The 21,774-nt window shown below is 67.9% G+C and carries 19 protein-coding genes; 11 read left to right on the top strand and 8 right to left on the bottom strand.

Translation table 11 applies throughout. The features are described 5' to 3' along the window. Window positions 1–4,062, bottom strand: a 4,062-nt coding sequence (locus U9977_RS12440) for a TIR domain-containing protein (RefSeq protein WP_322749395.1), incomplete at its 3' end; no start/stop codon positions are given. A gap of 175 nt (window positions 4,063–4,237) precedes the next feature. On the opposite strand from U9977_RS12440, the gene U9977_RS12435 reads away from it, so the two are divergent. Further along, window positions 4,238–4,561 carry a type II toxin-antitoxin system Phd/YefM family antitoxin gene (locus tag U9977_RS12435; protein ID WP_322749394.1) on the top strand — a complete coding sequence of 108 codons (324 nt, stop codon included), beginning with the start codon at window positions 4,238–4,240 and terminating at the stop codon, window positions 4,559–4,561. Window positions 4,562–4,618: 57 nt separating this feature from the next. Here the strand turns inward: U9977_RS12435 and U9977_RS12430 are convergent, their stop codons facing one another. Further along, window positions 4,619–6,967 (bottom strand): helicase-associated domain-containing protein, encoded by a 2,349-nt coding sequence (locus U9977_RS12430; RefSeq protein ID WP_322749396.1) that lies wholly within the window; start codon window positions 6,965–6,967, stop codon window positions 4,619–4,621. Between the two features lie 170 nt (window positions 6,968–7,137). On the opposite strand from U9977_RS12430, the gene U9977_RS12425 reads away from it, so the two are divergent. Then, window positions 7,138–8,541 (top strand): glutamate decarboxylase, encoded by a 1,404-nt coding sequence (locus U9977_RS12425; protein ID WP_322749393.1) that lies wholly within the window; start codon window positions 7,138–7,140, stop codon window positions 8,539–8,541. A gap of 175 nt (window positions 8,542–8,716) precedes the next feature. Beyond that, window positions 8,717–10,348, top strand: coding sequence for an esterase-like activity of phytase family protein (locus tag U9977_RS12420; protein WP_322749392.1), 1,632 nt, complete (start codon window positions 8,717–8,719; stop codon window positions 10,346–10,348). Between the two features lie 88 nt (window positions 10,349–10,436). On the opposite strand, the gene U9977_RS12415 is transcribed toward U9977_RS12420, so the two are convergent. After that, window positions 10,437–11,906 (bottom strand): ATP-binding protein, encoded by a 1,470-nt coding sequence (locus U9977_RS12415; protein ID WP_322749391.1) that lies wholly within the window; start codon window positions 11,904–11,906, stop codon window positions 10,437–10,439. A gap of 192 nt (window positions 11,907–12,098) precedes the next feature. Then, complete coding sequence (locus tag U9977_RS12410) at window positions 12,099–12,338, bottom strand: type II toxin-antitoxin system VapC family toxin (protein ID WP_322749390.1); 240 nt, start codon at window positions 12,336–12,338, stop codon at window positions 12,099–12,101. 306 nt (window positions 12,339–12,644) lie between these two features. Here U9977_RS12410 and U9977_RS12405 point away from each other — a divergent pair, with 306 nt between their 5' ends. The 6 genes from U9977_RS12405 to U9977_RS12380 all read left to right on the top strand — a co-directional run bounded on the left by U9977_RS12405 (window position 12,645) and on the right by U9977_RS12380 (window position 16,774). Further along, the gene (locus U9977_RS12405; RefSeq protein WP_322749389.1) at window positions 12,645–12,884 is read left to right on the top strand and encodes a DUF433 domain-containing protein; all 240 of its coding nucleotides are present in this window, start codon (window positions 12,645–12,647) and stop codon (window positions 12,882–12,884) included. A 162-nt stretch (window positions 12,885–13,046) separates the two neighbouring features. Further along, entirely contained in the window at window positions 13,047–13,250 is a 204-nt protein-coding gene (locus U9977_RS12400) for a hypothetical protein (protein ID WP_322749388.1), read from the top strand. A 472-nt stretch (window positions 13,251–13,722) separates the two neighbouring features. Continuing rightward, the gene (locus tag U9977_RS12395) at window positions 13,723–15,069 is read left to right on the top strand and encodes a helicase-associated domain-containing protein (RefSeq protein ID WP_416210585.1); all 1,347 of its coding nucleotides are present in this window, start codon (window positions 13,723–13,725) and stop codon (window positions 15,067–15,069) included. A 414-nt stretch (window positions 15,070–15,483) separates the two neighbouring features. Next, on the top strand, window positions 15,484–15,735 hold the full coding sequence (locus tag U9977_RS12390) for a hypothetical protein (protein WP_322749386.1): 252 nt from the start codon (window positions 15,484–15,486) through the stop codon (window positions 15,733–15,735). Between the two features lie 62 nt (window positions 15,736–15,797). Then, the gene (locus U9977_RS12385) at window positions 15,798–16,532 is read left to right on the top strand and encodes a PIN domain-containing protein (RefSeq protein ID WP_416210584.1); all 735 of its coding nucleotides are present in this window, start codon (window positions 15,798–15,800) and stop codon (window positions 16,530–16,532) included. Continuing rightward, entirely contained in the window at window positions 16,424–16,774 is a 351-nt protein-coding gene (locus U9977_RS12380) for a tyrosine-type recombinase/integrase (protein WP_322749384.1), read from the top strand. The genes U9977_RS12385 and U9977_RS12380 overlap by 109 nt, the downstream gene beginning before the upstream one ends. A gap of 299 nt (window positions 16,775–17,073) precedes the next feature. Here the strand turns inward: U9977_RS12380 and U9977_RS12375 are convergent, their stop codons facing one another. Together U9977_RS12375 and U9977_RS12370 are read right to left on the bottom strand one after the other, a co-directional pair. Then, window positions 17,074–17,421: a helix-turn-helix transcriptional regulator gene (locus U9977_RS12375; RefSeq protein WP_322749383.1), complete on the bottom strand. Its 348-nt coding sequence runs from the start codon at window positions 17,419–17,421 to the stop codon at window positions 17,074–17,076. Next, entirely contained in the window at window positions 17,411–17,614 is a 204-nt protein-coding gene (locus U9977_RS12370) for a hypothetical protein (RefSeq protein WP_322749382.1), read from the bottom strand. Before U9977_RS12370 ends, U9977_RS12375 begins: the two co-directional genes overlap by 11 nt. 304 nt (window positions 17,615–17,918) lie before the next feature. Between U9977_RS12370 and U9977_RS12365 the strand changes: the two genes are divergently transcribed. Then, a complete protein-coding gene (locus U9977_RS12365) occupies window positions 17,919–19,541 on the top strand; it encodes an IS1634 family transposase (RefSeq protein WP_322749381.1) in 1,623 nt (540 codons plus the stop codon). A 101-nt stretch (window positions 19,542–19,642) separates the two neighbouring features. Beyond that, window positions 19,643–20,302, top strand: coding sequence for a hypothetical protein (locus tag U9977_RS12360; protein ID WP_322749380.1), 660 nt, complete (start codon window positions 19,643–19,645; stop codon window positions 20,300–20,302). Here the strand turns inward: U9977_RS12360 and U9977_RS12355 are convergent. Then, window positions 20,262–21,440: a hypothetical protein gene (locus U9977_RS12355; protein ID WP_322749379.1), complete on the bottom strand. Its 1,179-nt coding sequence runs from the start codon at window positions 21,438–21,440 to the stop codon at window positions 20,262–20,264. The two genes, U9977_RS12360 and U9977_RS12355, sit on opposite strands and share 41 nt — an antisense overlap. Before the next feature lie 123 nt (window positions 21,441–21,563). Then, the coding region (locus tag U9977_RS12350; protein WP_322749378.1) for a hypothetical protein at window positions 21,564–21,774 on the bottom strand (211 nt) is incomplete at its 5' end.

The raw sequence follows: 21,774 nt of genomic DNA, 5'->3' as shown, positions 1-21,774 counted from the left end.
GTCCCACAGCCGCACCGAGCCATCACCACTCCCAGAAACGATCATGGTGGCATCCGGGGAGAACCCCACCGCGTACTGCGGTGAGGCCGGCGACCGCAGCATCACCTGCGCGGAATCCCGCCCGGCGACCGCTGCCGCGGCCAGCTCCGGCGCGCCCACGGCCGGGTCGAGCCGCCCACCGAGAATCGCCGCCCGCCCCCACCAGCTACCCGTCAGCACCGCGCCGGTCAGGTCCGTGTTGATGAAGCGTGCACCCGTGAGATCCGCGCCGCGGGCGACCACCCGGTCCGCGCTGACATCGCGGACCGTCGCCCCAGCCAGCCTCGCCCCGGACAAATCCGCACCAGACAGCACGGTCGCGGCCAGAAAGGCGCCGGTGAGCACCGCGTCGCGCAGATCAGCACCCCGCAGGTCGGCACGGTCGAGCCGGGCGTCGGTCAGGTTCGCCCGCCGCAGGTCAGCACCCCGCAGATCCCGACCGGAAAGATCATGGCCGGCGAGATCGGCACCGGCCAGCTTCGCCCCCGTCCGCAGCCCGATGCCCAGCCGCCGTGCGACGACCACCGCGTTCGCCTTCGCCACCCCGGGTGCGTCCGCGTCGTCGACGGTGTCCTGCGCCCACCGAGCCGCCGCATCCCGGCCGGCCAGATCGGTGAAGAAGTCGGCCATCAGTTCCGACATCTCTCGCGCCGCGAGCAGGTTACCGGCTTCGCCGGCCACCGCACTCCGTTCCGCGAGCTGGTGGGCGATCTTGGCTGCGACCAGATACTCCATCACCGACCAGTGGATGAAGGAGAACCGGCCGTCGGCGTCCCGGCGCAGCGCCGTACCCGAACCGAGCAGATGCGCGGTCTCGTCCGGGGTGAGGCCCCGCGGATCACGCATCGACCGGAGCACACCAGCGGCGATCTCGGTCAGCCTGGTCACATCGATGAACGCCTCGCCGTCCCGCCACATCGCCACCGCCAGCTCGGTGACGGCATCCTTCCGCTCGTCGACCGTCAGCTCCGGTGACCGCTTGCACTCGTAGGCCAGCCACTGGCCCACCAGCCCCCAATACAGGTCCGCCGCGGTCACCGAGCCGCCACGCTGGCGCGCCTGGTATAGCCGGTCCTCCTTCAGCTCGGCGATGAACGACAACAGTCGTGGGTTACGTGCCAGGTCGGGGAGGTCCCGCACCTCCTTTATCAAATCCAGGCGGGCTGTTGCCCGTTGTTGTGCTTCCACACGGCGGGCGTCGGTGTCGGGAAACTCCACCGACAGCGTGCGGGTGAAGCGTCCGACCAGAAAGTCATGGATCTGTTCGGGGCCGAAGTCTTCCAGCCGGACGATGAACCGGCCGAACGTCCGCTCGACCTTCTCCCCGGTCTTCTTCAACACCTCGCCATCGGTGAGGAAGAACTCGGCCCGGCTCGTCACGACGATCTTCGCCTGATTGTCGAGAGCGGCCAGCAGGGTGTCCAGGTGCGCGACCGCGCGCTGATAGGTGACGCGGGCCGCGAGCTCGTCGAAACCATCAAAAATCAGTATCAGTCGGCCGTGACCCAGCATATAGCGAAAGGCGTCCAGGTCCGGCCGGCGGACCTGGGAGTCCACCAGATGCTGGGCGACGAGCCGGTCGAGCTCGAGGGACTTCTCCAGCTGCCGCAGCTCGATCAGCATCGGGTCGACGTGCGGCAGGTGGCGGGGTAACGCCAGAGCGAGCTCGTGCGTCAGAAAGGTCTTGCCGTGGCCGGAATCGCCGAGCACAAGGATGAACCGGGCCTCGTCGGTGGTCAGCCACTCGACGATCTGATCGAGGGCAGGGTCGGTCACGGGGCTTGTCGCGGTGCCGCCGATCGCGGCGGCCGTGCGGTCGACCCGTCGGATGCGCTGCGGCACATACAGCTCCGGTGGGTAGTCCAGGTCGGCGCGCAGCCGGGCCGTCTGCCGCTCAACATAGCCGCGCAGGTCCAGCACACCCTGGTACTCGGGCATGCTCAGCAGCCGCACCCCGCGACGCTCGGCGTGGTCGACCAGCTCCGGCGCGGCCTGCACCCCGCCGGTGTAGACGAGGTCGGTGAACAGGCTGGGGAAGGCGGCCAGGTACGGCGCCCGGACCGTCATGGCGAATGCGTCGACCGCCGCCGCGTCCAGTTCGCTGTTCACGAGTTCGCCGTCAACCAGACCGATCACCCGCTGTTCCACCACTTGGCCTTCGGCCCGCCGTACCCGCAGGTGCGCGGGCCGCTCGCCGGACGCCTCGACCCGCTCGACCGTCGCGTGCGGGTGGCGTAGCCGGGCCACCTCGGCGATTTCGTCCAGCGTGTCCGGTTGCCGCCGCCGCGGCGCCCCGGACAACCCGTCAGGAAGGCCGTCGCCATCCATGTCCCGGCCATACCGCTCGCGCGGGCGCCGGCCTGGTTCACCCTCCTCGTCGTCCCCGGCCGGGGACGGAAACGCCGCCTGCACCGACCGGAACGCGTGCGGTGTGCGCACCGACCACGAGTCACCGGCCGGGTCGACCCGCAGGTCACCCGTCCAACGTTTCTGGTCCGGCTCGTAGCGGCGGGCATAGCGGTTGAACCCGTCCCGGTCGATCCGGATCAGCTGATACTGGTTCGGCACCTCCGACAGGCGGGCCTGCGCATCGACCGCCGCACTGCCCGTGGACGCGACCGGCAGCCCGGAGGACAACCAGCTGGCCCGGCCGTCGTGGGTGTGGCCGTGCAGCAGCAGGTTCAGGTGCGGGCCGAGGATGCGGTCCAGGTCGTCGACGTCGCGCAGGTTCTCGTCGTCCGACGTGGCGCCCCGGATCGGGTTGTGGTGCACGGCACCGATCCGCAGCCAGCCGTCCCGCTCGTAGCCGCCCAACGCCTCGGCGACGGTACGGAGCTGGTGTTCCCCGAGGCAGCCGTAGTGCTCCTCGTGCGTTTCGGCCATCGTCGAGTTCAGCCCGGCCACCACGACTTTGCGGTCGGGGATCTCGACCAGCGACCATTCGGCGCCGACACCGAAGCCGATCGCGGCGTCGACACCGTAGAACCGCCGCAGCAGGGCGTCGAAGCATTCCCACTTCGGCCAGTACGGCGGCTGGGGATTCCGCTTGAAGGCCTGCTCACGCAGGAAGTAGGACTGGCAGAGCAGCCGGTTGACGTCGTGGTTGCCGGGGATGACCACGAACCGGTTCCGGTCGAGTTCCAGGCGCTCCGCCAATGCGACAAGGAAGTCGTACACCTGGTCGAACTCGCCCTCGTCGCCGGTCTCGGCCAGGTCACCGGTGACCACGACGAGGTCGGGTCGCAGGCCCTCGGTTTCGGCTCGGCCTCGCAGGTCGTCGTGCAACCGGGCGAACAGGGACGCGTGGGCGCGGTCGGTCTCGGTGCGCCCGGCCCGGCCGAACACGTGGTGCGCCCCGAACTGGGTGTCGGAGATGTGCAGCACGGTGACGGCCGGCTCCGTGGCCTTGCCCGGCCTGCCCGCGGTTATCCTGGCCGTGACGGCCTGCCTGGGGACGACCGGTTGGTCATCCGACCCCGGGAATGCGGGTCGTGCGGCCGTACCGGGGAACGGCGGGGCGACGGTGGGCTTCGCCCGGCCTTCGATGGAAGCGGTGATCCCCGCCAACAGCCTGTCGGCGGCGGCCGTCTCGTCGTGGCCGACCAGATCGATGTAGGTGGTTGACCGCAGCAGACCGGTGGGCTGGCAGTCCGCGACCCGGACCGGCACGATCCGACGCTTGGCCCCCTCGGGGTCATCCGGCCAGATCGCCAGCCACTCGGCGTTTCCGTACCGGGAGTCGCTCAGATAGGTGGGGGACAGGACAGGCACCACCCGGGCTGAGGCCGGCAGCGCGAGGTGCATCCTGGTTGCCCAGTTCGTGCCCGGGACGAGGTCCCACGCCTGCACGAACACCCGCGCGGACCGCTCGTCGGACCGCTCACCGAACCGCACCCGGGCCTCAAGCTGCCACGCGATCCACGCCGCCCAGGCGACGTCCACGCCGGTGTAACTGACGAAGAAGTCGTAGCGACCGCCGTCATCGGACGCCGGTGTGTCGGTGACCCCACCCCCGTCAACCATGGGTAAAGAATGTCACGATACGCGCCCGCCCCGGCCAGGAGGAGTGCCCATCACTGGGAGCGCGCCCGGTCGCGCTCTTGCAGGACTGCACTTCTGGTGGGGTCTGGCCTCAATTCCAAGAACGATCTTTTCTATGTCGTCTGAATTCAGACCTCTTCAGACGACACTTGTGACCATGACGATCGCTGCGACTCCCGTGCCGATGTCCGAGGCCAAGGCGCGCCTGTCCGAGCTGTCACGCCGGGTACGCACGCAGCACGAACGGATCATGCTGACCCGCAACGGTGAGGCCGAAGCGGTCCTGCTGTCCGTCGACGATCTCGAAGGCCTCGAGATGACGGTGGAGATCCTCAGTGACTCGCGGGCCGTCGCTCGGATCACCGAAAGCCTTGCCGCGCTCGGACGCGGAGAGGAAGGGGTCGACCTCGCCACTATGCGTGCCGACCTGGCCCGGTGGGAGCTGGCGCCGCGGTGGTGGAGACGGCCGGAGCAGATCTGAGGGATGATCGGCGTCCAGGGATCAGAAGGATCAGAAGGATCAGAGGGATCAGAGGGGTCAGGATGCGGGGCTGACGGATTCGATGTTGGCGACGGAGAACTCACGTTGGGCGTTGCGCAGGTGGCACCAGGCGTCGATCCACTTGCCGTAGAGCTGTTGTGGCTGGATCTTGCGAACCGTCCGGGTGCCGTTGGCGTCCCGGTAGGTGATGACGATGTCGCCGCAGTGGTCCATGGCGTCGGCCAACAGCGCCAGTTCCGCCTCGTTGAGGCGGGTGTTCAGCCGCGCCAACAGCCTGAGCGCGCCCGCGTCCGGCATCGTGTCGTCGTCGGGATGCGCGGCCAGCCGGCGGGCGAGATCAACCGGGGAGACCCGTGGTGGCCTGCGGGCGGGGCTGTTGAAGCGGGGGGAGCCCTGGTGTTCCTGGCGGCGCGGCACGATCATCGTGCCGGCGGCGTCCTCGGCGATCGGGTAGAAGCCGACCTCGCGCAGCCGGGTCAGGATCACCTCAAGCTTCAAGGGGCTTGCCAGGACGGTGGGTGCCAGCCGGCTGAGCTGCAGTTTGGCAAGCGACCGGGTGTGCAGGACCTCGGTGGTCGTCGCCTCGTCGGCGACGACGCAGCAGCGCATGCCGCGCACGCGCACATGGCCGTGCCGGCGTGCGACATCGGTGATGAGGTATTCCAACGGCTGCGGCACAGCATGAGCCGACATGGTGCGCAGCTGTGCGAGAAGGTCGTCCGCGGCCCACCCGGCGTCCAGAGCGGCACGCACGCTCGACGACGTGAAACGCCACGTCCCGGCGGCACCGCGAGACTCCGCGACGGCGGCGTCGCGCAGCAGCTGGACGGCGCCCGCACTGGGCTGGCCAGCCACCATGGCGGTCAGATCCGACTGAATGATCACGCTGAACGTGGCTTCGGGCAGCAGCCCGCCACACCGTCGTGCCAGTTCCTCGACGGCATCGGCCGGTGCCGCCCCGTCGACCTCGTTGACGGCCAGCAGGTGTTCCCCGAGTTCGGACAGCACGTCGACGGCGACCACTCCGAGCAGTTCCGCCTCCCGCACCGCTGCGGCGATCTTGTCGTCGCGCCGGATGGGGTCATACCCGTGCAGCGGGCAGAACCAGTCGATTTCCCGGCCGGTCGCGCGAACCGAAGCACCCGGGCCAGCCGAACCGGCCGCGCCCACCATCGTCCGCCGTAGCCAGCCTGCCCCGGACATCAGTGGCAGCGGCGGCGGGACCTCCTTGTCACCTTCGATCTCCCGGCTGGACGGCGCGTGCTCGAGGGCGAACCACGCCGACGCGAGCACGGCCCATCGCCGGCCCGTCTCAGTGGCGCGCCAATCCTGGTAGTCCGATGTCGGCGCATACCCGCCGTCGGTCAGGCCCAGCAGGCCGGCGGCGTACGCGAGATCGATCCACAGCAGGAGGTCGCCCTCGGGCATGGACAGTCGTTTCGCGAGCCGCGACCGTTCCCGAGGCCCCACTCCACCCTTTTTCAGGGCCACCACAGGTGTGGCGCGGGCCTCGTCGAGAAGGGCCGTCACCCGCCCCACCGCACCTTCGGCGGCGGCCTGGGCGCCGGAACGCACCATCGTCGCGTCGACGTCCGGGTGGGGGATCATCGGCCGGCCGGTCAGGGCCAGGTCGGTATCGGCCCGCCAGGCGGCGACCGCGACTTCCCGGGGCAGCTCGGGCTGGCGGTTGCTGACCAGCACCAGACCCGCGGCGATCAGGGCTTCGGTCTGGCTGATCGAACTGGGAGACCCGTAGTCGATGCGCCACGAGTAGTCGCCGGCCAGGCCGCGCCGGAGCTCCTTGAGCCGATTCTGCGTCCTGTCCGGAAGCCCAGAGATGATCGTAATGAGCCGATCGGTTTCCGACATCAGTTCGGACAGCCGCGTACCCAGCTCAGGTTTGCCCAGGCCGTCGGCGTCGGCCCCGAGCGCCTGGACCGCGGTGCGCAGGTCCGCCACGAGGGCCGAACGGGCCATCGTCTCCACCGGGCGGGCGGCGCCGATGTCCGCCGACCAGTGCGTGAGAAGCCGTTCGGGTAGCCGCAGCGCACCGGAGTCACGCCAGGCCAGGCCACGGACGCACAGCTCGGCACCACCGTCGCCGACGGCATCCTGCGAAGCACCCAGCCAGGCCGCCAGCGCGGGCACAGCCGCCGACCCGCCCAGCGCGGCGAGGCCCTGCCCGACACGTACCGTGTCCCGGTTCAGCGTCCGCATTGCCGCGACGAGCGAATCCGTGCCATCCAGCCGGTAAACCAGCTGGATGAAACCTCGCGGAACCGGCTCGATCAGGACGTCCGGGCGCGCCTCCAGCAGTGTGATCAGCGACGCCTCGTCCAAGGTTGACAAGTAGTCGGCGAACGATTGGGAACTCACCTGCTCCATTGTGCCGGCCAGGCTACGTGCGGACGCCACCGGCATACCACCGGCCCGACCGGCAGGCCGCCGGTGTCATATCGAGTCCAGGACTGGCTGGCGCAGGACTATCTGGAGCAGGACTGGCTGGCGCAGGACTATCTGGAGCAGGACTATCTGGAGCAGGAGGTGCACCGGCGATGGCCCTACACGGCCAGGCGGGCGGCGAGCGGGCACAGGAGACGGTCGGCATCCGGCCGCAGTTCATCCGCCCGGGTGAGGAGGTCGTGGTTCCGCGGTTCCGGATGCCGCAGGAGCCGATCGCTCCGGAGACGGCATACCAGATCGTGCACGACGAGCTGATGCTCGACGGCAATGCGCGGCTGAACATGGCCACGTTCGTGACCACCTGGATGGATCCGTTCGCGGACCGGCTCATGGCCGAGTGCGCCCCCAAGAACATGATCGACAAGGATGAGTACCCGCAGACCGCCGAACTGGAGGCGCGCTGCGTGAACATGCTCGCGGACCTGTGGCACGTGCCCGACGCCGAGAACGCGGTCGGTTGCTCGACGACCGGCTCCTCCGAGGCGTGCATGCTCGCCGGCCTCGCGCTGACCCGGCGCTGGCGGACCCGGCGCCGATCGGCTGGCCGGCCCGCCGATCATCCCAACATCGTCATGGGTGCCAACGTGCAGGTCTGCTGGGAGAAGTTCGCCCGCTACTGGGATGTCGAGCCGCGGCTGGTGCCACTCGCACCGGGGCGCACCCACCTGACCGCGGACGAGGCGGTCGCCCGGTGCGACGAGAACACCGTCGGGGTGGTGGCGATTCTCGGATCGACGTTCGACGGCAGCTACGAACCGGTGGCCGAGATCGTGGCTGCCCTCGACCGCCTCGCGGCGTCGGGTGGCCCGGATGTGCCGGTGCACGTCGACGCCGCCTCCGGCGGGTTCGTGGCACCCTTCTGCGATCCGGATCTGGTCTGGGATTTTCAGCTGGATCGGGTGGCGTCCATCAACGCCTCCGGCCACAAGTTCGGACTGGTCTATCCGGGGGTGGGCTGGCTGCTGTGGCGCGACAAGGCGGCGCTGCCGTCCGAGCTGGTCTTTGAGGTGGACTATCTGGGCGGCAGCATGCCGACATTCGCGCTGAACTTCTCCCGGCCGGGTGCCCAGGTGGTCGCGCAGTACTACACACTGCTGCAGCTGGGTCGGGAGGGATACCGGCGGGTGACGCAGACCTGCCGGGACAATGCCCGCTGGCTGGCTGATGAGGTAGCGAAACTGGGGCCGTTCGAACTGGTCTCGGATGGCAGCGGTATCCCGGCGTTCGCGTTCGCGCTGCGGGATGAGGTCAGCGAATACAGCGTCTTCGATGTCTCCGAGCTGCTCCGCACCCGTGGCTGGTTGGTACCGGCATACCGGTTCCCGCCGGCGCTCGAGCAGCTGGCGGTGCTCAGAATAGTCGTGCGCAACGGCTTCAGCCGGGATCTGGCCGGATTGCTGGTCGCGGATCTGCGCCGGGTGGTGAACCGGTTGTCCGATCCGCATCGGCACCCGTGGCCGCAGGAGGATGACGGCGTCACCTCGTTCCATCACTGAGCCGTCCGCGCCGAGCCGTCCGCGCTGAGCCGTCCGGGCCGATCCGTCCGCGCACCGTCGTCCAGCTGTCCGCGTGCGTGTCGCCTGTTGGTCGCCCGCCCGACTGCATCCGTGCATCTGTGCTGATGAGACTTGCCCGCGGCGCGTCGGGGGACGTGCCGCGGAGGAGGAACGGATGAACCGTCTGGGAATAGCCGCAGTCGCGGCGGGTGCCGTGGCCCTGTCTGTCATGGGTGCCGGGGCCGCGTCCGCCCATTCGCCTGACCAGGGCAGCGCGCTCGCGGCGCAGGACGACGCGTACTGGGTCAAGGCGGGTGGAGTTCTCACCGTGCGCGGTGACGGGGTGCTCGACAACGACACCGGCTGGCCGGCGACTCTGGTCAGGCACACCCAACCCGCCCACGGCACGCTCAGCCTGAACCAGGACGGGTCGTTCCGTTACACCCCGGCGGCCGGCTTCATGGGCGATGATACCTTCACGTACTCGATCAGTAACGCGGTGTCGCTTTACACCACGCACGTGCCACCGATAGCGACGATCGGCGGGGTGCCGATTACCGGTGGTGGCTTCGGTTCGTCGCTGTATCCGGTGCCCGGCTCACCGGACGAGTACTACGGCGTAACCGACCGCGGTCCCAACGTCGACGGACCGAACGGGGTGAAGGTCGAGGCGCTGCCGGACTTCGACCCGGCCATCGGCCGGTTCCGTCTCGTCGACGGCAAGGCCGTCCTGAAAAGCGTGATCCCATTGCGCGCGGCGGACGGCTCACCGTACTCGGGTCGGGTGAACAGCCAGGCGAACACCGGCGAGACCATCGTCGACCTCAACGGCAACCCGCTGCCGGCCGACCCGAACGGTTACGACTCCGAGGGCCTGGTTGCCCTGCCCGACGGTACGTTCTGGGTATCGGACGAGTACGGCCCGTTCATCACCCACTTCGGCCGCGACGGCCGCGCGATGGAGCGGCTCTCACCGTTCGACGGGTCGCTGCCGGCGGAGCTCGCCAAGAGGGTGCCGAACAAGGGGATGGAAGGGCTGACGGTCACCCCCGACGGGCAGACCCTGGTCGGAGCCATGCAGCAGGCGTTGGCGCAGCCCGACCTCACCGCCAAGCCGGCCGGTGTCACCACCCTGCGGATCGTCACCTACGGCCTGCGTACGCACGTCACGCACGAATACCTCTACCTTCTCGACGACCCGAAGGTGAACAGCGGCGCGGTCAGCGAGATCACGGCGTTGAGCGACACGACCTTCCTCGTGGACGAGCGTGACGGGCACACCGAGCCGGGTGCCTACAAGAAGCTGTTCCGCATCGACCTGACCGGTGCCACCGATGTCGGACCGGCCGCGACGCTGCCCGGCGCGGTCTACAACGCGGCAAAGGGCGGCCTGCTCGTCGGCCCCAGCCAGCGCACGATCGAGGCCTACGTGGGGACGGCGACGACGGTGAACGCGGCCGTCGCGCTTGCCGCCGTCGGTATCACCCCCGCCGCCAAGAGCCTCAACCTCGACCTGGGCGGTCTGCTGACCGGCCTCGACCCGGCCGGCGGGTTCTTCGGGCATGACAAGATCGAAGGGGTCGCGGTCGCCGACGGCGGGCGCACGATCGTCATCAGCAACGACAGCGACTTCGGTATCGACGGCGTCACGAACAGCACCCCGCCGTTCCAGCTCCACCCGAAGGTGCTGCCGAACGGGACGCAGGACGACGGCGAGTTCCTCGCGATCGACACCACTCGCCTGCCGGCGGCGGTCAGCACCGCTACGGTCACGGTGACGGTCGGTCCGGGTGGCCACCGTCCCTGACGGCCGCTGACATGCGTTCGAGGCCGGTCCCGCGCGAACCTGGCGGGGCCGGCCTCGGGCCAGACCGGATAGCGGAGATCATGGTCTGTTATTCGCTCTGGTAAAGCCGTTGCAGGTCGATGAGTTGGATGGTGTGGTCGTGGGCGGCGGCCTCGTGTAGTTCGGGTGTGAAACCTGCCCCGCTGAAACACAGCAGGCGTGGGGAGTCGCCGTTGGCGGTATGTGTGGATAGCAGGCTGCGGATGTGGTCGAGGCGCTGCAGGTGACTGATACCCATGGTTGTGTTCCATTTCGCTTCGCCGAGGGCGAGCAGGATTTCGCGTTCGGAGTCGTGGTGGCCGAAGACCGCGACGTCGATCTCGTGGCTGGTCCTGGCGGCCGGGTCGTTGACGGTCCCGGCGGCGACCCGGGAGGGATGACCGCCGTAGGTGTCGGGGGTGGCATGCCAGCGGGCCCATTCGCGACACAGGTTCTCGAAGTGCGGTCCGACGATCGTGCTGAGGAACGTGGGCTGGGCGCGTTGCCACACGGCGGGGGCGCGGCCGGGGCGTTCCAGGTCACCCCAGTAGGGGCGCATCACGGCGTGGTAGAAGGCGATCAGTGGCTCGGCGATCCGGTAGGCGGAGCGGTTGCGGCGGAAGGCGTCGGGTTCGTGGCGGATCAGGCCGACGTTCTCGAGGACGCTCAGTGGGTGGGCGAGGTCGGTGGATTTCCGGCCGAGGTAGTCGGCGATCCTGCCGCGGGCGGTGTTGCCGGCGGCGATCGCGGCCAGTACGGAGTGGTAGAGGGCGGTGTCGTGGAGGTCGGGTTCCTCGGCGAGCAGGTAGCGGGCTTCGCGGAAGAGGGGGCGGGCGGGGTTGAGGACGGTGCGGGTGACCCAGGGGTTGAAGTCGTCGGGGCCGGCTGGTGTGTCGCCTTGGGTGAACTCGTGACGGTAGGCGGGGGTGCCGCCGACGATGGCGTGGGTGAGTACGGCGGTGCGCGGGTCGGTGATCTCCCAGAACTGGGCGGCGAGGCGGTAGTCGAGGGTGGGGACGACGAGTTCGAGTCCGGCCCGGCCGCGTAGGGGGGCGTTGCCGGCCAGCAGCCGGCCCATGAAGGACAGGGCCGAGCCGCAGAGCAGCAGTCGTACGGGGGTGTTGGTGCGCTGGGCCGTCGGGTCCAGGGCGCGTTGGATGATGGACGGCAGAGCGGGGGATGCTTTGGCGAGGAACGGGAACTCGTCGATGACGACGACGGTGGGCCCAGTCGTGGCGATGCGCATCAGGTGGCTGACGGCCTCGTCCCAGTGGGCGAAGCGGTAGGCGACCGGTTCGTCGCGGTAGCGGGCGAGAGCCTCACCGAACTGGCGCAGGGCGTCGGTCTCGGTGGTCTCGGTGGCGGTGAACAGGAAACCGCTGTGGGCACGGGTGATGGCGTCGAGGAGGAAGGTCTTGCCCTGGCGTCGCCGTCCGGAGACCACGCCCAGCGTGGCCTCGGGGCCGGGGTGGTGGGCGAAGCGGGTCAGTTCGGCCCATTCGAAGTCGCGGTCGAACATCTCCACGGGCTTGGTCGCCATGCCGCCCTCATGTTGATAGCTCTACTTATTATAGCTGGAGCTATCTATCCTATTCTGAGGGTGATCGTATCGCCGAGAAGGGCGGGTTCCCTCATGTCGGCGGGCAACAACGCCCATTGTCGGAATTCGGGCCGCTTACCCATACAAGATCATCTGTGCGATCTCAGTCACGCTCGGTAGTCCAGGGTCGGCCTACGGGGTCGCGAAGGTGCAGCGTGGTCCTGTGGCCTTGGTCAACCGGGGGTCCAGCGTGGCGAGCTTTGCGCCCAGCGACTCGGCAAGTGCGACATGCCAACCGTCGTACGCGGTGACATTTTCCCACAGCTCCCACACTCTCCCGGCGAACGGCTCGTAGGCGAACAACTCGACCCGCAGGCTCAGCAGGTCCGCGTGGGCCAGGGCCGCGGTGTCTGCGGAAATCTCGCCGGACATGGTGGCTCGCCTCGGCCGACAGCCGCCTGCCGATACGTTGCTTGCGGTTGCGGATCCGCGCTAGTAGTAGCGAACAACCAGCAGCTGGTGGCCGGAACGGGAGCGGCAACGGCCCAGCGAGAAGCATCAGATCCGTGGTTTGCTCTGGATCGTCCGTGAACATCCGTGGACATCCGCTGAGGTTCGCCGAGTCCGGCGACCTGGGATCGGATGTCCACGGACGTACGCCGGTCGGTAGCTGTTCGCGGGCTCGGCTGTCAGTGTGGCTGTCGTCCGTCCTGGCTCTCCGTGGGCGCATACTGAGCTATGGGAGTTGACCGACTGGCTATGATCGTGGCGGATCCTGCGGTCGGTCATGGGCAGGCATGTATCCGGGGTACCAGGGTGCCGGTGAGCGTGTTGCTCGATTGTCTGGCGGATGGCATGTCGGTCAGCGAGATCGTGGCCGAGTATCCGTCTGTCGACGAGTCGGGTGTGCGGGCGGCTGCCGCCTACGGGGCACGGTTGGCCCGGGAGGACCTCGTTCCGTTGAGCATGGCTCCGTGAAGGTCAAGATCGACGAGGGCTTCCGGTCTCGTTAGCCGGGAGGCTCGCCGCGCTCGGGGTCGACGCTGACACGGTTTTCGACGAGAAGCTCGTTGGCTGTACAGATCCGGAGGTCCTTGCCGCCGCGGGTCGTGAGGGTCGCATCGTTGTCACGTTGTCACGTTGGACCGCGGGTTCGGCAACATCCAGTCGTACCCGCCGGGATCCCATGGCGGGATCGTCGTGTTCCGGCTCGACGAGCAGTCGGCGCGTTCGGTTGTGGCCGCGGTGGAGAACCTGGTGACGCATCATGATTTGGCCGATCTCGCCGGGACGGTGACGGTGGTTCACCGAGGGTTGCTCCGTATCCGGCGTGCCGATGCCTGACTGTGTGGTTGCTACACCCGTTGCCGCAAGACGAGCAGAAGCCCCGTAGCGATAATCGGCTGCGGGGCTCTGGCCTGCCTTAACCAGCGTGCCCCTGATGGAGCGTCTTTCGAACGCGCAATTCGTGACGGAACTGGACAGACTGTACAATAGGTCACGCAACGTAAGCAACCGTAAGTGTGACGCTGTAGATCCTGAACCCGAGCGACGAGTCTGCCGCTGTGGCTGCGGACGCAAAAGTACCTGGGTAAGAACCTTGGGCGACGCGTGTAAGGGCAGGGCCTTTCTCAGCCCTGGGCCCCTCACACTTTCAGGAGGGCGGGCTGTCAGCCTGGGCGTAATTGTAACGGTGTCCATCGCAGCCGGTAGGTTCCAGGGGCGGAACACGGCGCTCCGCACCTTCAACGATCCCGATCCCGATCCCGAGTCCCCGTGGATCCTGCCGTCGGGGCGGGACATAGAGTCGGTGGGCATGGCCGTGGCGCAGGATGTGGATGCAACGACGGATAGGTCATCCGGGGTGGACGGGCTAGCCGTTCGCTTGACGGCGCGGGAGGCCCAGGCCAACACGCTCGCCGTTCTGCAGCTGTGCGCGGCCGGCAAACTGCGGTGTAGCGAGAAGACGCAGCGGCCGGGCACGGCGACCGTCGCCGCGGTCGCCGGCGTGTTGCTCGGCGGCGACTTCTATCTCACGGAGCCGATCGCGGCGTTCGCCTGGCCGCTGCTGTTGCAGGTTGGTGGGCTGGCAGAGATTGCCGGCGGGCGTCTCGCGCTGACCGCGCGGGGCCGGGCAGCGTTGGCCAAGCCGGCGGCGGAGACGATCCGGCAACTGTGGCGGCGCTGGGTCAGTCATGCGGTCCTCGACGAGATGAGTCGGATCGAGACGATCAAGGGCCAGCGGTCCGCCCGCGCGCTGACCGCGGCAGGTCCCCGGCGTAAGGCTGTCGCCGCGGCGCTCGCAACCTGCCCGCCAGGCGAATGGGTGGAGGTGGACACGCTGTTCGCCCGGATACGGCGTGGCGGACCGCCGTTCACCGTCGCACGGGATGTCTGGAAACTGTACATCGAAGATCCGCAGTACGGCAGCCTGGGATACGACGGGTTCCACGACTGGTCGCTGCTGGAAGGCCGGTACCTGCTGTGTCTGCTGTTTGAGTACGCAGGCACGCTCGGCCTGTTCGATCTCACCTGTGGTGATCCTGTTGACGCCTGTGACGACTTCCGCGGCAACTGGGGCGCCGACGGCCTGGACTTCCTCAGCCGGTACGACGGATTGCACGCCGTCCGGATGAACACCCTCGGCGCCTATGTGTTCGGCCTGGCGGACCGGTACGAGCCCGAGCAGGACGGCGCCGAAGCCGGTCCAGCGCTCAAGGTCCTGCCGAGTCTGGACATCGTGGTCGTCGGCGAGGTCCAACCGGCCGACGAACTTTTTCTGAACGCCTACGGGCAGCGAACCTCCGACCGAGTCTGGGCTCTGAGTATCCGCTCGTTGATGGCCGCGATCGACGCGGGTAGACCGGCCGAGGATCTGCGGCGGTTTCTGGGCGACCGTGCGGACCACGACCTACCGGCCACCGTGACCAGGCTCTTCGAGGACGTCGCTGCCCGCGCCGGCCAGCTGCGCGACCTCGGGCTGGCACGGGTGGTCGAATGCGCGGACAAAGCGACCGCCGCACTCCTCGTCAGTGACCGCAAACTCCGCTCACTGTGCAGTCTGATGGGCGAGCGTCATATCGCCGTACCTGTGCAGCACGAGGCCGATTTTCGCGCAGCCCTGCGGAAGCTGGGATACGCCATGCCGCCATTCCGGGCGTAGCGTCCCCGATTTCCCGCATTGATGACGGCGTGCCGGTGGTGTCCACCCGGATGACGGTGGGGGAGTACCTCGAGCAGTGGGTGACGGTGGTGCTGCCGTCCCGGGTGGTGGCGGGCATGCTTGCGGAGTCGATCGCGGTCACCGAAGATTCTGAGGTACGCGCTCGCAGCAATCCTCGGCGGTATGTCCACCGACGTCCACCTTCGTTGCAGTACAACTGCAGTACAGTGCCGTTCTCAGCCGCAGTGACGGAATGTGAGGAGCTTCGCGTCCAGGCGGCCCGCACGGCGCACCTACGCCGCACCCACGGTGCCGAACCGACCAGCGCTCTGCGGACCGCGTCGGCACGAGTGGAAGAGCGTGTGTGCTGTTGTGGCGGGGACGGTGTCCGGTTGTCGCCGGTACACTGGATGCGTGACCGCAGCGTACGACTACGAGGATATGCACCACCTGGTGGACAGGCTTTCGTTGGCCCAGGTGCGGCATCTGCGTGTGCTGGTCGAGTCCGACCCGGAGCTCTCGCCGCTGGTGGGGGCGGAAGAAGGGGAGGATACTCCGGTCCGGCGAGGTCTCCTGTCGTTCATCGGGAGCATGGAGTCCGGGCGTGGTGATTTGTCGGAGCGGCACAGTGAAATCATCCGGGAAGGCTTGAGCTTTCCTGGATGAATACGTTTCTCGATACGGGGCCTCTGGTTGCCGCGGCTGACCGGTCCGACAAGAATCATGTGGTGTGCTCCGAGTTGCTGGGGAGACTCGCGCGTGGGAAGGGCCGGCTGCTGGTGCCCTCTCCGGTCGTCGTGGAGGTCTGCTGGCTGGTCGAGAAGTTCCGCGGCCCCGAAGCCGAGGCGGATTTTCTCGAACTGGTTTCCGCCGGGGAACTTGAGTTTGTCGAGATCACTCGGGATGACGTCCGGCGGATGGCCGAGTTCGTGCGCCGGTATGCGGACTTCCCGTTGGGTGTGGTCGACGCTGCGGTGATTACCCTTGCCGAGCGGCTCGGCGTCCGCCAGGTGGCGACGCTCGACCGGAGGCACTTCTCAGTGGTCCGGCCCCGGCACATCGAAGCGTTGACCGACGCGGTCCGAGAAGAACTGATGGTGCGCAATGTCGCGGAGCTGGTCCAGCCGCCGCGGAAAGACGATGCGCCGGTGCGGGCGTTGTCGGATGCGGATGCGGGCCGAGTCCTGGCGGTGGCGCTCGTCGATCGGCTCGCCGCGTTGTGGATGCTCATGCTGGCGCTGGGCCTGCGCAAGGGGGAAGCGCTCGGGTTGCGCTGGGACGTTGTCGACCTGGACGCGGGCACGGTGGAGATTCGGCGTAAGCAGCGGCGACGGAATGGCAGGATGACGGGCTGGTGTTCACCACGTCCACCGGTCGCGGTATCCAGCCGCGGAACGTCAACCGCTGGTGGGACAAGGTCTGTGCGGATGCCGGCGTCCATCGAACACGCGTTCATGATCTGAGACATACCTCGGCGACGCTGCTGTTCCGCGCCGGGGTGGATCTCAACGAGATCCGGGCGTTGCTGCGTCACACCCGGATCGCGACCACAGCCGACATCTACATCGATGTCCTGGAAGACGTCCGCCGCGGGACGGCGGCGAGCATGGATGGCATCCTCGGCCGGCTGGCCTCACCGACTCGGCCGGATGCTACGGAGCGTGATGATGGCGAGGGCGACGGTGGGACGTCCGCGGGGCTCTGAGGTGCCTCAACCAGCGCGCGCTCGCAGAGACTCGAACCCCCAACTTCTTGATCCGTAGCCCTCGGCGCACCGTCCACCGACGTCTGTCCCCGTTGCAGTAGTACTACAGTACGCAGCCGCGAAAGCGGTGGTTACAGCGCGTTGGTTCACTCGATGGATCCGAAGATCACGCTCGTTTCTCTGCGGCCGCTGGTCCCGGTGGCGAGCAGCGGGTGCCGAAGGGCGTCTCACCCGGCTGACGGGGGCATTGATCACTTTGATCCCGGATGACCTGCATCGGGCGAGTTGGTGGATCCGGACTATGCGATCTGGGCGAGGTCGAGGACCGTTTCGTGGCCGTCCGCGAAACGAACGATCATGCTGACCTGTCCGCCGATGGCCGCCAGGTAGGCGTTGAGGGTGGACAGCAGCAGGTCGTGGGGTTGTTCCAGACGGCTGATGGCGGCCTGGGTGACGCCCATGCGCCGGGCGAGTTCGACCTGGGTAAGTTCGGCGGCTCGCCGCAGCGCGGCCAGGCCCATGGCATGGGTTCGGTCCGCCTCGGCCATGTCCTGGCGGACCTGGGCGACGTCGGCGGCGATGTCGGGCCGGCTGGCGAGCTGGCGGATGCGGTCGTTGCCACGGATGAACGTGACGTCATCTGTCATCGGGGCCTCCCTTCTGGCGCAGCCAGGCATCGATCAGCGCCTCTCCTCGTGCTGCCGCGCTGGTGTAGAAGACGTCACCGATCGTCTTCTTGTCGAATCCGATCAGCGCGATCGCGACAGTGAGGAGCCGGCCACCTTGTTCTTCCGCGTGGGCGAGCCAGCGGTCGAACTCCTCCGTCCAGTCGACGATCACCTCCTGAGTATGAGCTCCAGTTAATACAACGTCAAGTTAATGTGCCCCCCGTGGGTGTCGTCGGCGCTGGTCCGCCTGTCGCTGCAGGACAGATGCACTACACGTGGGCGCTGGGGTGAGCCGATGCTGTGATGCAGTCGTTGAAGGACCGGAAAGAGAGCACACCGTTGAGGCGCGCAGGCTAGGCCTGTCTTCCGCACGTGCGTGCGGTGTGCTGGTTACGTGATCTATTGGCTGGTCGGTGTCGGGATCGCTGGTGCGGGAAGTGTTCGGGCTGGCACGGTTCGGGGCTGTGCCAGTCAGGATGAGAACGGGGCAGGTGGTCTCCTACGGCCCCCCGAGCGTGGAGAAGCCGCTCGGGCCGCTGCCGGTGATCCGGGACTTCCTGCACCGCCTCGACGTCGCCGGCACGATCGACCGGCTCTGCCCGATCCGCCGGGATGTCGCTGACCTCAGCCACGGTCAGGTCATTACCGCACTGGTCGCGAACCGGCTGACCGCCCCGACACCGCTGCTGCACGTCGAGTCCTGGGCCCGGACCTGGGCCGTGGAGGAGACCTTCGGGATCAGCCCCGACCTGCTCAACGACGACAGGGTCGGACGGGCGCTCGACGCCCTCGCCGACCAGTGCGAGCAGGTCGTCGGCTCGGTCGGCGCCGCCGCGATCACCGCGTTCGGGGTCGACGTGTCCCGGATGCACTGGGACATGACATCGATCTCGCTGTACGGCGCTTACCCGAACCCCGACAGCGACTACGCCACGCCCCGGTTCGGTCATCCCAAGGACCGCCGGGGCGACCTCAAGCAGGTCCAGGCCGGCCTGGCGGTGGCCGGCGATGGCGGGATCCCGCTGCTGCACCGCGCCTACGACGGCGGCGCGGCCGAGGTCTCCCAGGTCGACGCCGCGATGCGCGCCCTGCGCGAGATCGCTGGCGAGCGTCGGTTCCTGCTGGTCGGGGACTCGAAACTCGTTTCGCACACCAACCTGACCGCGCTGACCTCCACTCCCGGGGTCGAGTTCCTCGCCCCCGCGCCGAAGGCCGTCGTGCCCGCCGCCGTCCTCGCCGACCAGGACTGGGCCACCGCCACGATCATTGATTTCGTCGCCGACCGAGACCGGGACAAGCCCGCCCACCAGCGCGCCACCTACCGCGCCCGCGAGGGAGTGACCACGATCCGCGGGCGGCGAAAGAAGGACCCGCCCGTCACCGTGCGCACCGTGTTCGTCTGGTCGTCCGCGAACGCGCAGGCCGCCGCGTCCGCCCGCGCGCTCAAGCTGGGCCGCGCCCGCGACGCCCTCGACAGCCTCGCCCGCGCCGCCGGGGCCCATCACCTCTACCGCACCGAAGCCGCCGTGACCGCCCGGGTTGCCTTCCTCGCCACGAAACACCGCGTCGCTGACTACCTGATCACCGAGACAGTCACCGACCCGGACAGCGGGAAACCCTCCCTGACCTGGCACTTCGACGACCAGAAGATCGCTGCCGAGGCGGCCACCGACGGCTGGTACGCGCTGCTGACGAACCTGCCCGACGCTGTCGGACCCGCCGAGATCCTCCGACGCTACAAGGGCCAGGAAGTCGTCGAGCGCCGCTACGGCGCGTTCAAGGGCCCGCTCGCGGTCACCCCGATGTTCCTGCGTTCCAACCAGCGGATCCACGCCCTGCTCCACGTCATCTGCCTGGCCCTGCTGGTCTTCTCCCTGATCGAACGCCAAGCACGCCTCGGCGCCGGCCCCGACGGGAAGATCCCCGGCCTCTACGCCGGCCGCCCCGCCCGCCCCACGGGCCAGCTCGTCCTCGCCGCCCTCAGCCAGCTGCGCTACGTCCCGTCCCACAACGGAGCACCGGCCTACATCCCTCGGCCCGGCCCCCTGCAACAACTCCTCCTCGACATCCTCAGCGTCGACCCGACCCAGCCACCATGATCGAAAACCGGGCCGGTCGACGCATCGAAACCCCATGTGCGGAAGACAGGGCTAGGCGGGTGAGGTCCGGGTGCGGCAGAGTTGATGCTGTGTCCAGCTCCGTGAGCTTGCCGCCCGTGCTGCAGTGCGGGGCATCCGCGGTCGCAGCCCAGCTTGCGCCCGCCGCGGGGCGGGCCCGTCGCTTCAATGCTCTGGGGGCCGAGGTCCTCCTGTGCCTGGGCCTGGACCAGGAGGAGCACAACCGGCGCCAAGGGGATGGTTTGGGCGCGGTCGTCGATGTCGGCGTACTGGATCTGCTGTTGAATCTCCCGCTGGGCCGGCCGGTCAGCCACGCGAGCCTCGGTGGACGGGAGCGGCGCACCGTCGCCAAAGCGCCGTCCGGGTGCCTATGCGTCGGTGATGAGTCGGTGATCAGGCTTGCTCGTCCACCGGTGAACGTCGAGTTGGCGGTGATCTCCGCTCGTGGGTGGCGGCTGGGGCTGGAACGGGCAGGCCGGTTCACGCCGTTCTGCGCTCGCGCGATCGTCTTGGATCGCGCACCCCGGGACTTGTCGGCGGCCTGCGTGGAGGCGGATTTCTACGGTGTCGGCCTGTTTCTCATGAATGGAAGTTCGGGCGTCGAAATGCTGGTCGCGCCGGAGCCCTACCGGCCCGTGCGAGTCTCGGCCCGGAGATGGTGGTTCGCTGAGGAGGCATACCGGGCGTACCTGGCCGAATATCCTACGACCCGTGAGCAGGCAGCGGAGTTTTGGCATGCGTAACCGGGAGAGTCGCGAACCGTCGAATGTCCTTTGATGGCTCGAAAGCTTTTTTCTGTCGAAGTCGGACAGCCTCGATCTCGTGGGCCTGACAGGCGGCAACACAAATATTCTTCCACCGGGACTGCCGTTCCCCGAGGCCCGGTTCGTGAAAAAGAGAGGGGAGTAGCCCGTTCCATGTGGCAGCATTATGCGCGTTCGCTTCTGCGCGGATATCTCCCTCGTAGCCCTCGAAACGGGTGAGCGGCCTGCCTCGGCAGACCACGCAGTCGCATGTCGGGGGTTGATGGTTGGCGTAACGGGTTGCGAGCGTGCGGCCGCTGGTGAAGCGTAGAAGTTCGGGAAAGAGCACGGTCGGCGGTACCGGCCCGCCGCCTTTGTTGGCGGTCTGTGCCTTCTCGCCCGGTGGGATAGTATGGCGCAGACCACTGGTGGCGCCCATTGCGGCGAACGGCGCGCCGTGGGCAACGCCGTCGAACGCGGCGAAGTCGGTGCGCCATGGAGCGACTCCTGGCACGGCGATGAGCAGACGCCGAAGGTTCGCGGTTGCCTTCTCCCTCTTGTCGAGTGGGTTGAACTGTCCTCCGAGAGCGAGGGCTACCGGGTGCGGGATGTCCGCAAGCGCTGCGGTGAACAGGTTGAGGTGCGGGTCGACGAGCCAGTCAACGGCGGCCGGAATCACGACGATCGTGTCGGTCCTGTCAAGATTCTTGGCGCCCTCGACTACTGCACGCAGCGCGGCTCGGTCTCCGGCTCGCAGGTAGCCGGTGGGTGTCAGCGCAACCGTCGCACCGCAGAGGATTTGATTATCCAGGGTTCCTTCCAATCTAGTACCGAACAAATTATCTTGCCCGTCGAGCACAAAGGGATCGTCAGGCGTCGCGACGTATTTGGTGTAAAAGCCAGGGTCGCCGACGAGCGGCTCGAAATGGCCCTCATCCTGCAGTTTTTTAATCTTTGTGAATGGGTCGGTTCGGCCGCCGCAGATCGCCAGCCCTCCGTGGCGAGGATCGAGGCCGGCCGGTACCTGCAGGCCGTGGGCGTCGGCAAGCAGAAAGATCCGTTCGGAGAGCAGACGCTCCGCCGGGGTGGCGGCCGGCCGTGGCGCCGGAACGGGCGGAAGCAAAGCCTCGTTGTTCATGCGTTACCTCGTGGGCTGGAGCGACGGATCGGTATCGGCGCCAGATGACAGGTAGAGATCGCGGAATTCGTCGGAGGCGATTAGACTCCCGCTTACGGTAACCCAACACGGATATCTCGACCATTAGTTCGGCGGTACTGCCAGTCGCTGATCGCATCCAAGGCCAGTGCCCGCGATGTCGGCGCGGGGCTGCGAGGAACGTTCGAGCAGCTCGCCTATGGTTGTGCGACCACCAACCGTCGTGACATCCACCAAGGTGATCCTGACCTCTGCGACCGGCTCCTGCCGCCGCGCCTGCACGTAGTTGCAGCGGTCGCGGACCGCAACGGACTGT

The organism is Protofrankia sp. Cas8 (assembly GCF_963555845.1).
Classification (GTDB): domain Bacteria; phylum Actinomycetota; class Actinomycetes; order Frankiales; family Frankiaceae; genus Protofrankia.
Note: the sequence above shows the minus strand (reverse complement) of the source record. Positions and strands in the feature narration are given on the sequence as shown.

What these genes read in the sequence shown, in the direction of transcription:
- U9977_RS12435 (WP_322749394.1), top strand. Translation starts at nt 4,238, where the DNA reads ATGACGATCGCTGCGACTCCCGTGCCGATGTCCGAGGCCAAGGCGCGC.
- U9977_RS12430 (WP_322749396.1), bottom strand. Translation starts at nt 6,967, where the DNA reads ATGGAGCAGGTGAGTTCCCAATCGTTCGCCGACTACTTGTCAACCTTG.
- U9977_RS12425 (WP_322749393.1), top strand. Translation starts at nt 7,138, where the DNA reads ATGGCCCTACACGGCCAGGCGGGCGGCGAGCGGGCACAGGAGACGGTC.
- U9977_RS12420 (WP_322749392.1), top strand. Translation starts at nt 8,717, where the DNA reads ATGAACCGTCTGGGAATAGCCGCAGTCGCGGCGGGTGCCGTGGCCCTG.
- U9977_RS12415 (WP_322749391.1), bottom strand. Translation starts at nt 11,906, where the DNA reads ATGGCGACCAAGCCCGTGGAGATGTTCGACCGCGACTTCGAATGGGCC.
- U9977_RS12410 (WP_322749390.1), bottom strand. Translation starts at nt 12,338, where the DNA reads ATGTCCGGCGAGATTTCCGCAGACACCGCGGCCCTGGCCCACGCGGAC.
- U9977_RS12405 (WP_322749389.1), top strand. Translation starts at nt 12,645, where the DNA reads ATGGGAGTTGACCGACTGGCTATGATCGTGGCGGATCCTGCGGTCGGT.
- U9977_RS12395 (WP_416210585.1), top strand. Translation starts at nt 13,723, where the DNA reads ATGGCCGTGGCGCAGGATGTGGATGCAACGACGGATAGGTCATCCGGG.
- U9977_RS12375 (WP_322749383.1), bottom strand. Translation starts at nt 17,421, where the DNA reads ATGACAGATGACGTCACGTTCATCCGTGGCAACGACCGCATCCGCCAG.
- U9977_RS12365 (WP_322749381.1), top strand. Translation starts at nt 17,919, where the DNA reads ATGAGAACGGGGCAGGTGGTCTCCTACGGCCCCCCGAGCGTGGAGAAG.
- U9977_RS12355 (WP_322749379.1), bottom strand. Translation starts at nt 21,440, where the DNA reads ATGAACAACGAGGCTTTGCTTCCGCCCGTTCCGGCGCCACGGCCGGCC.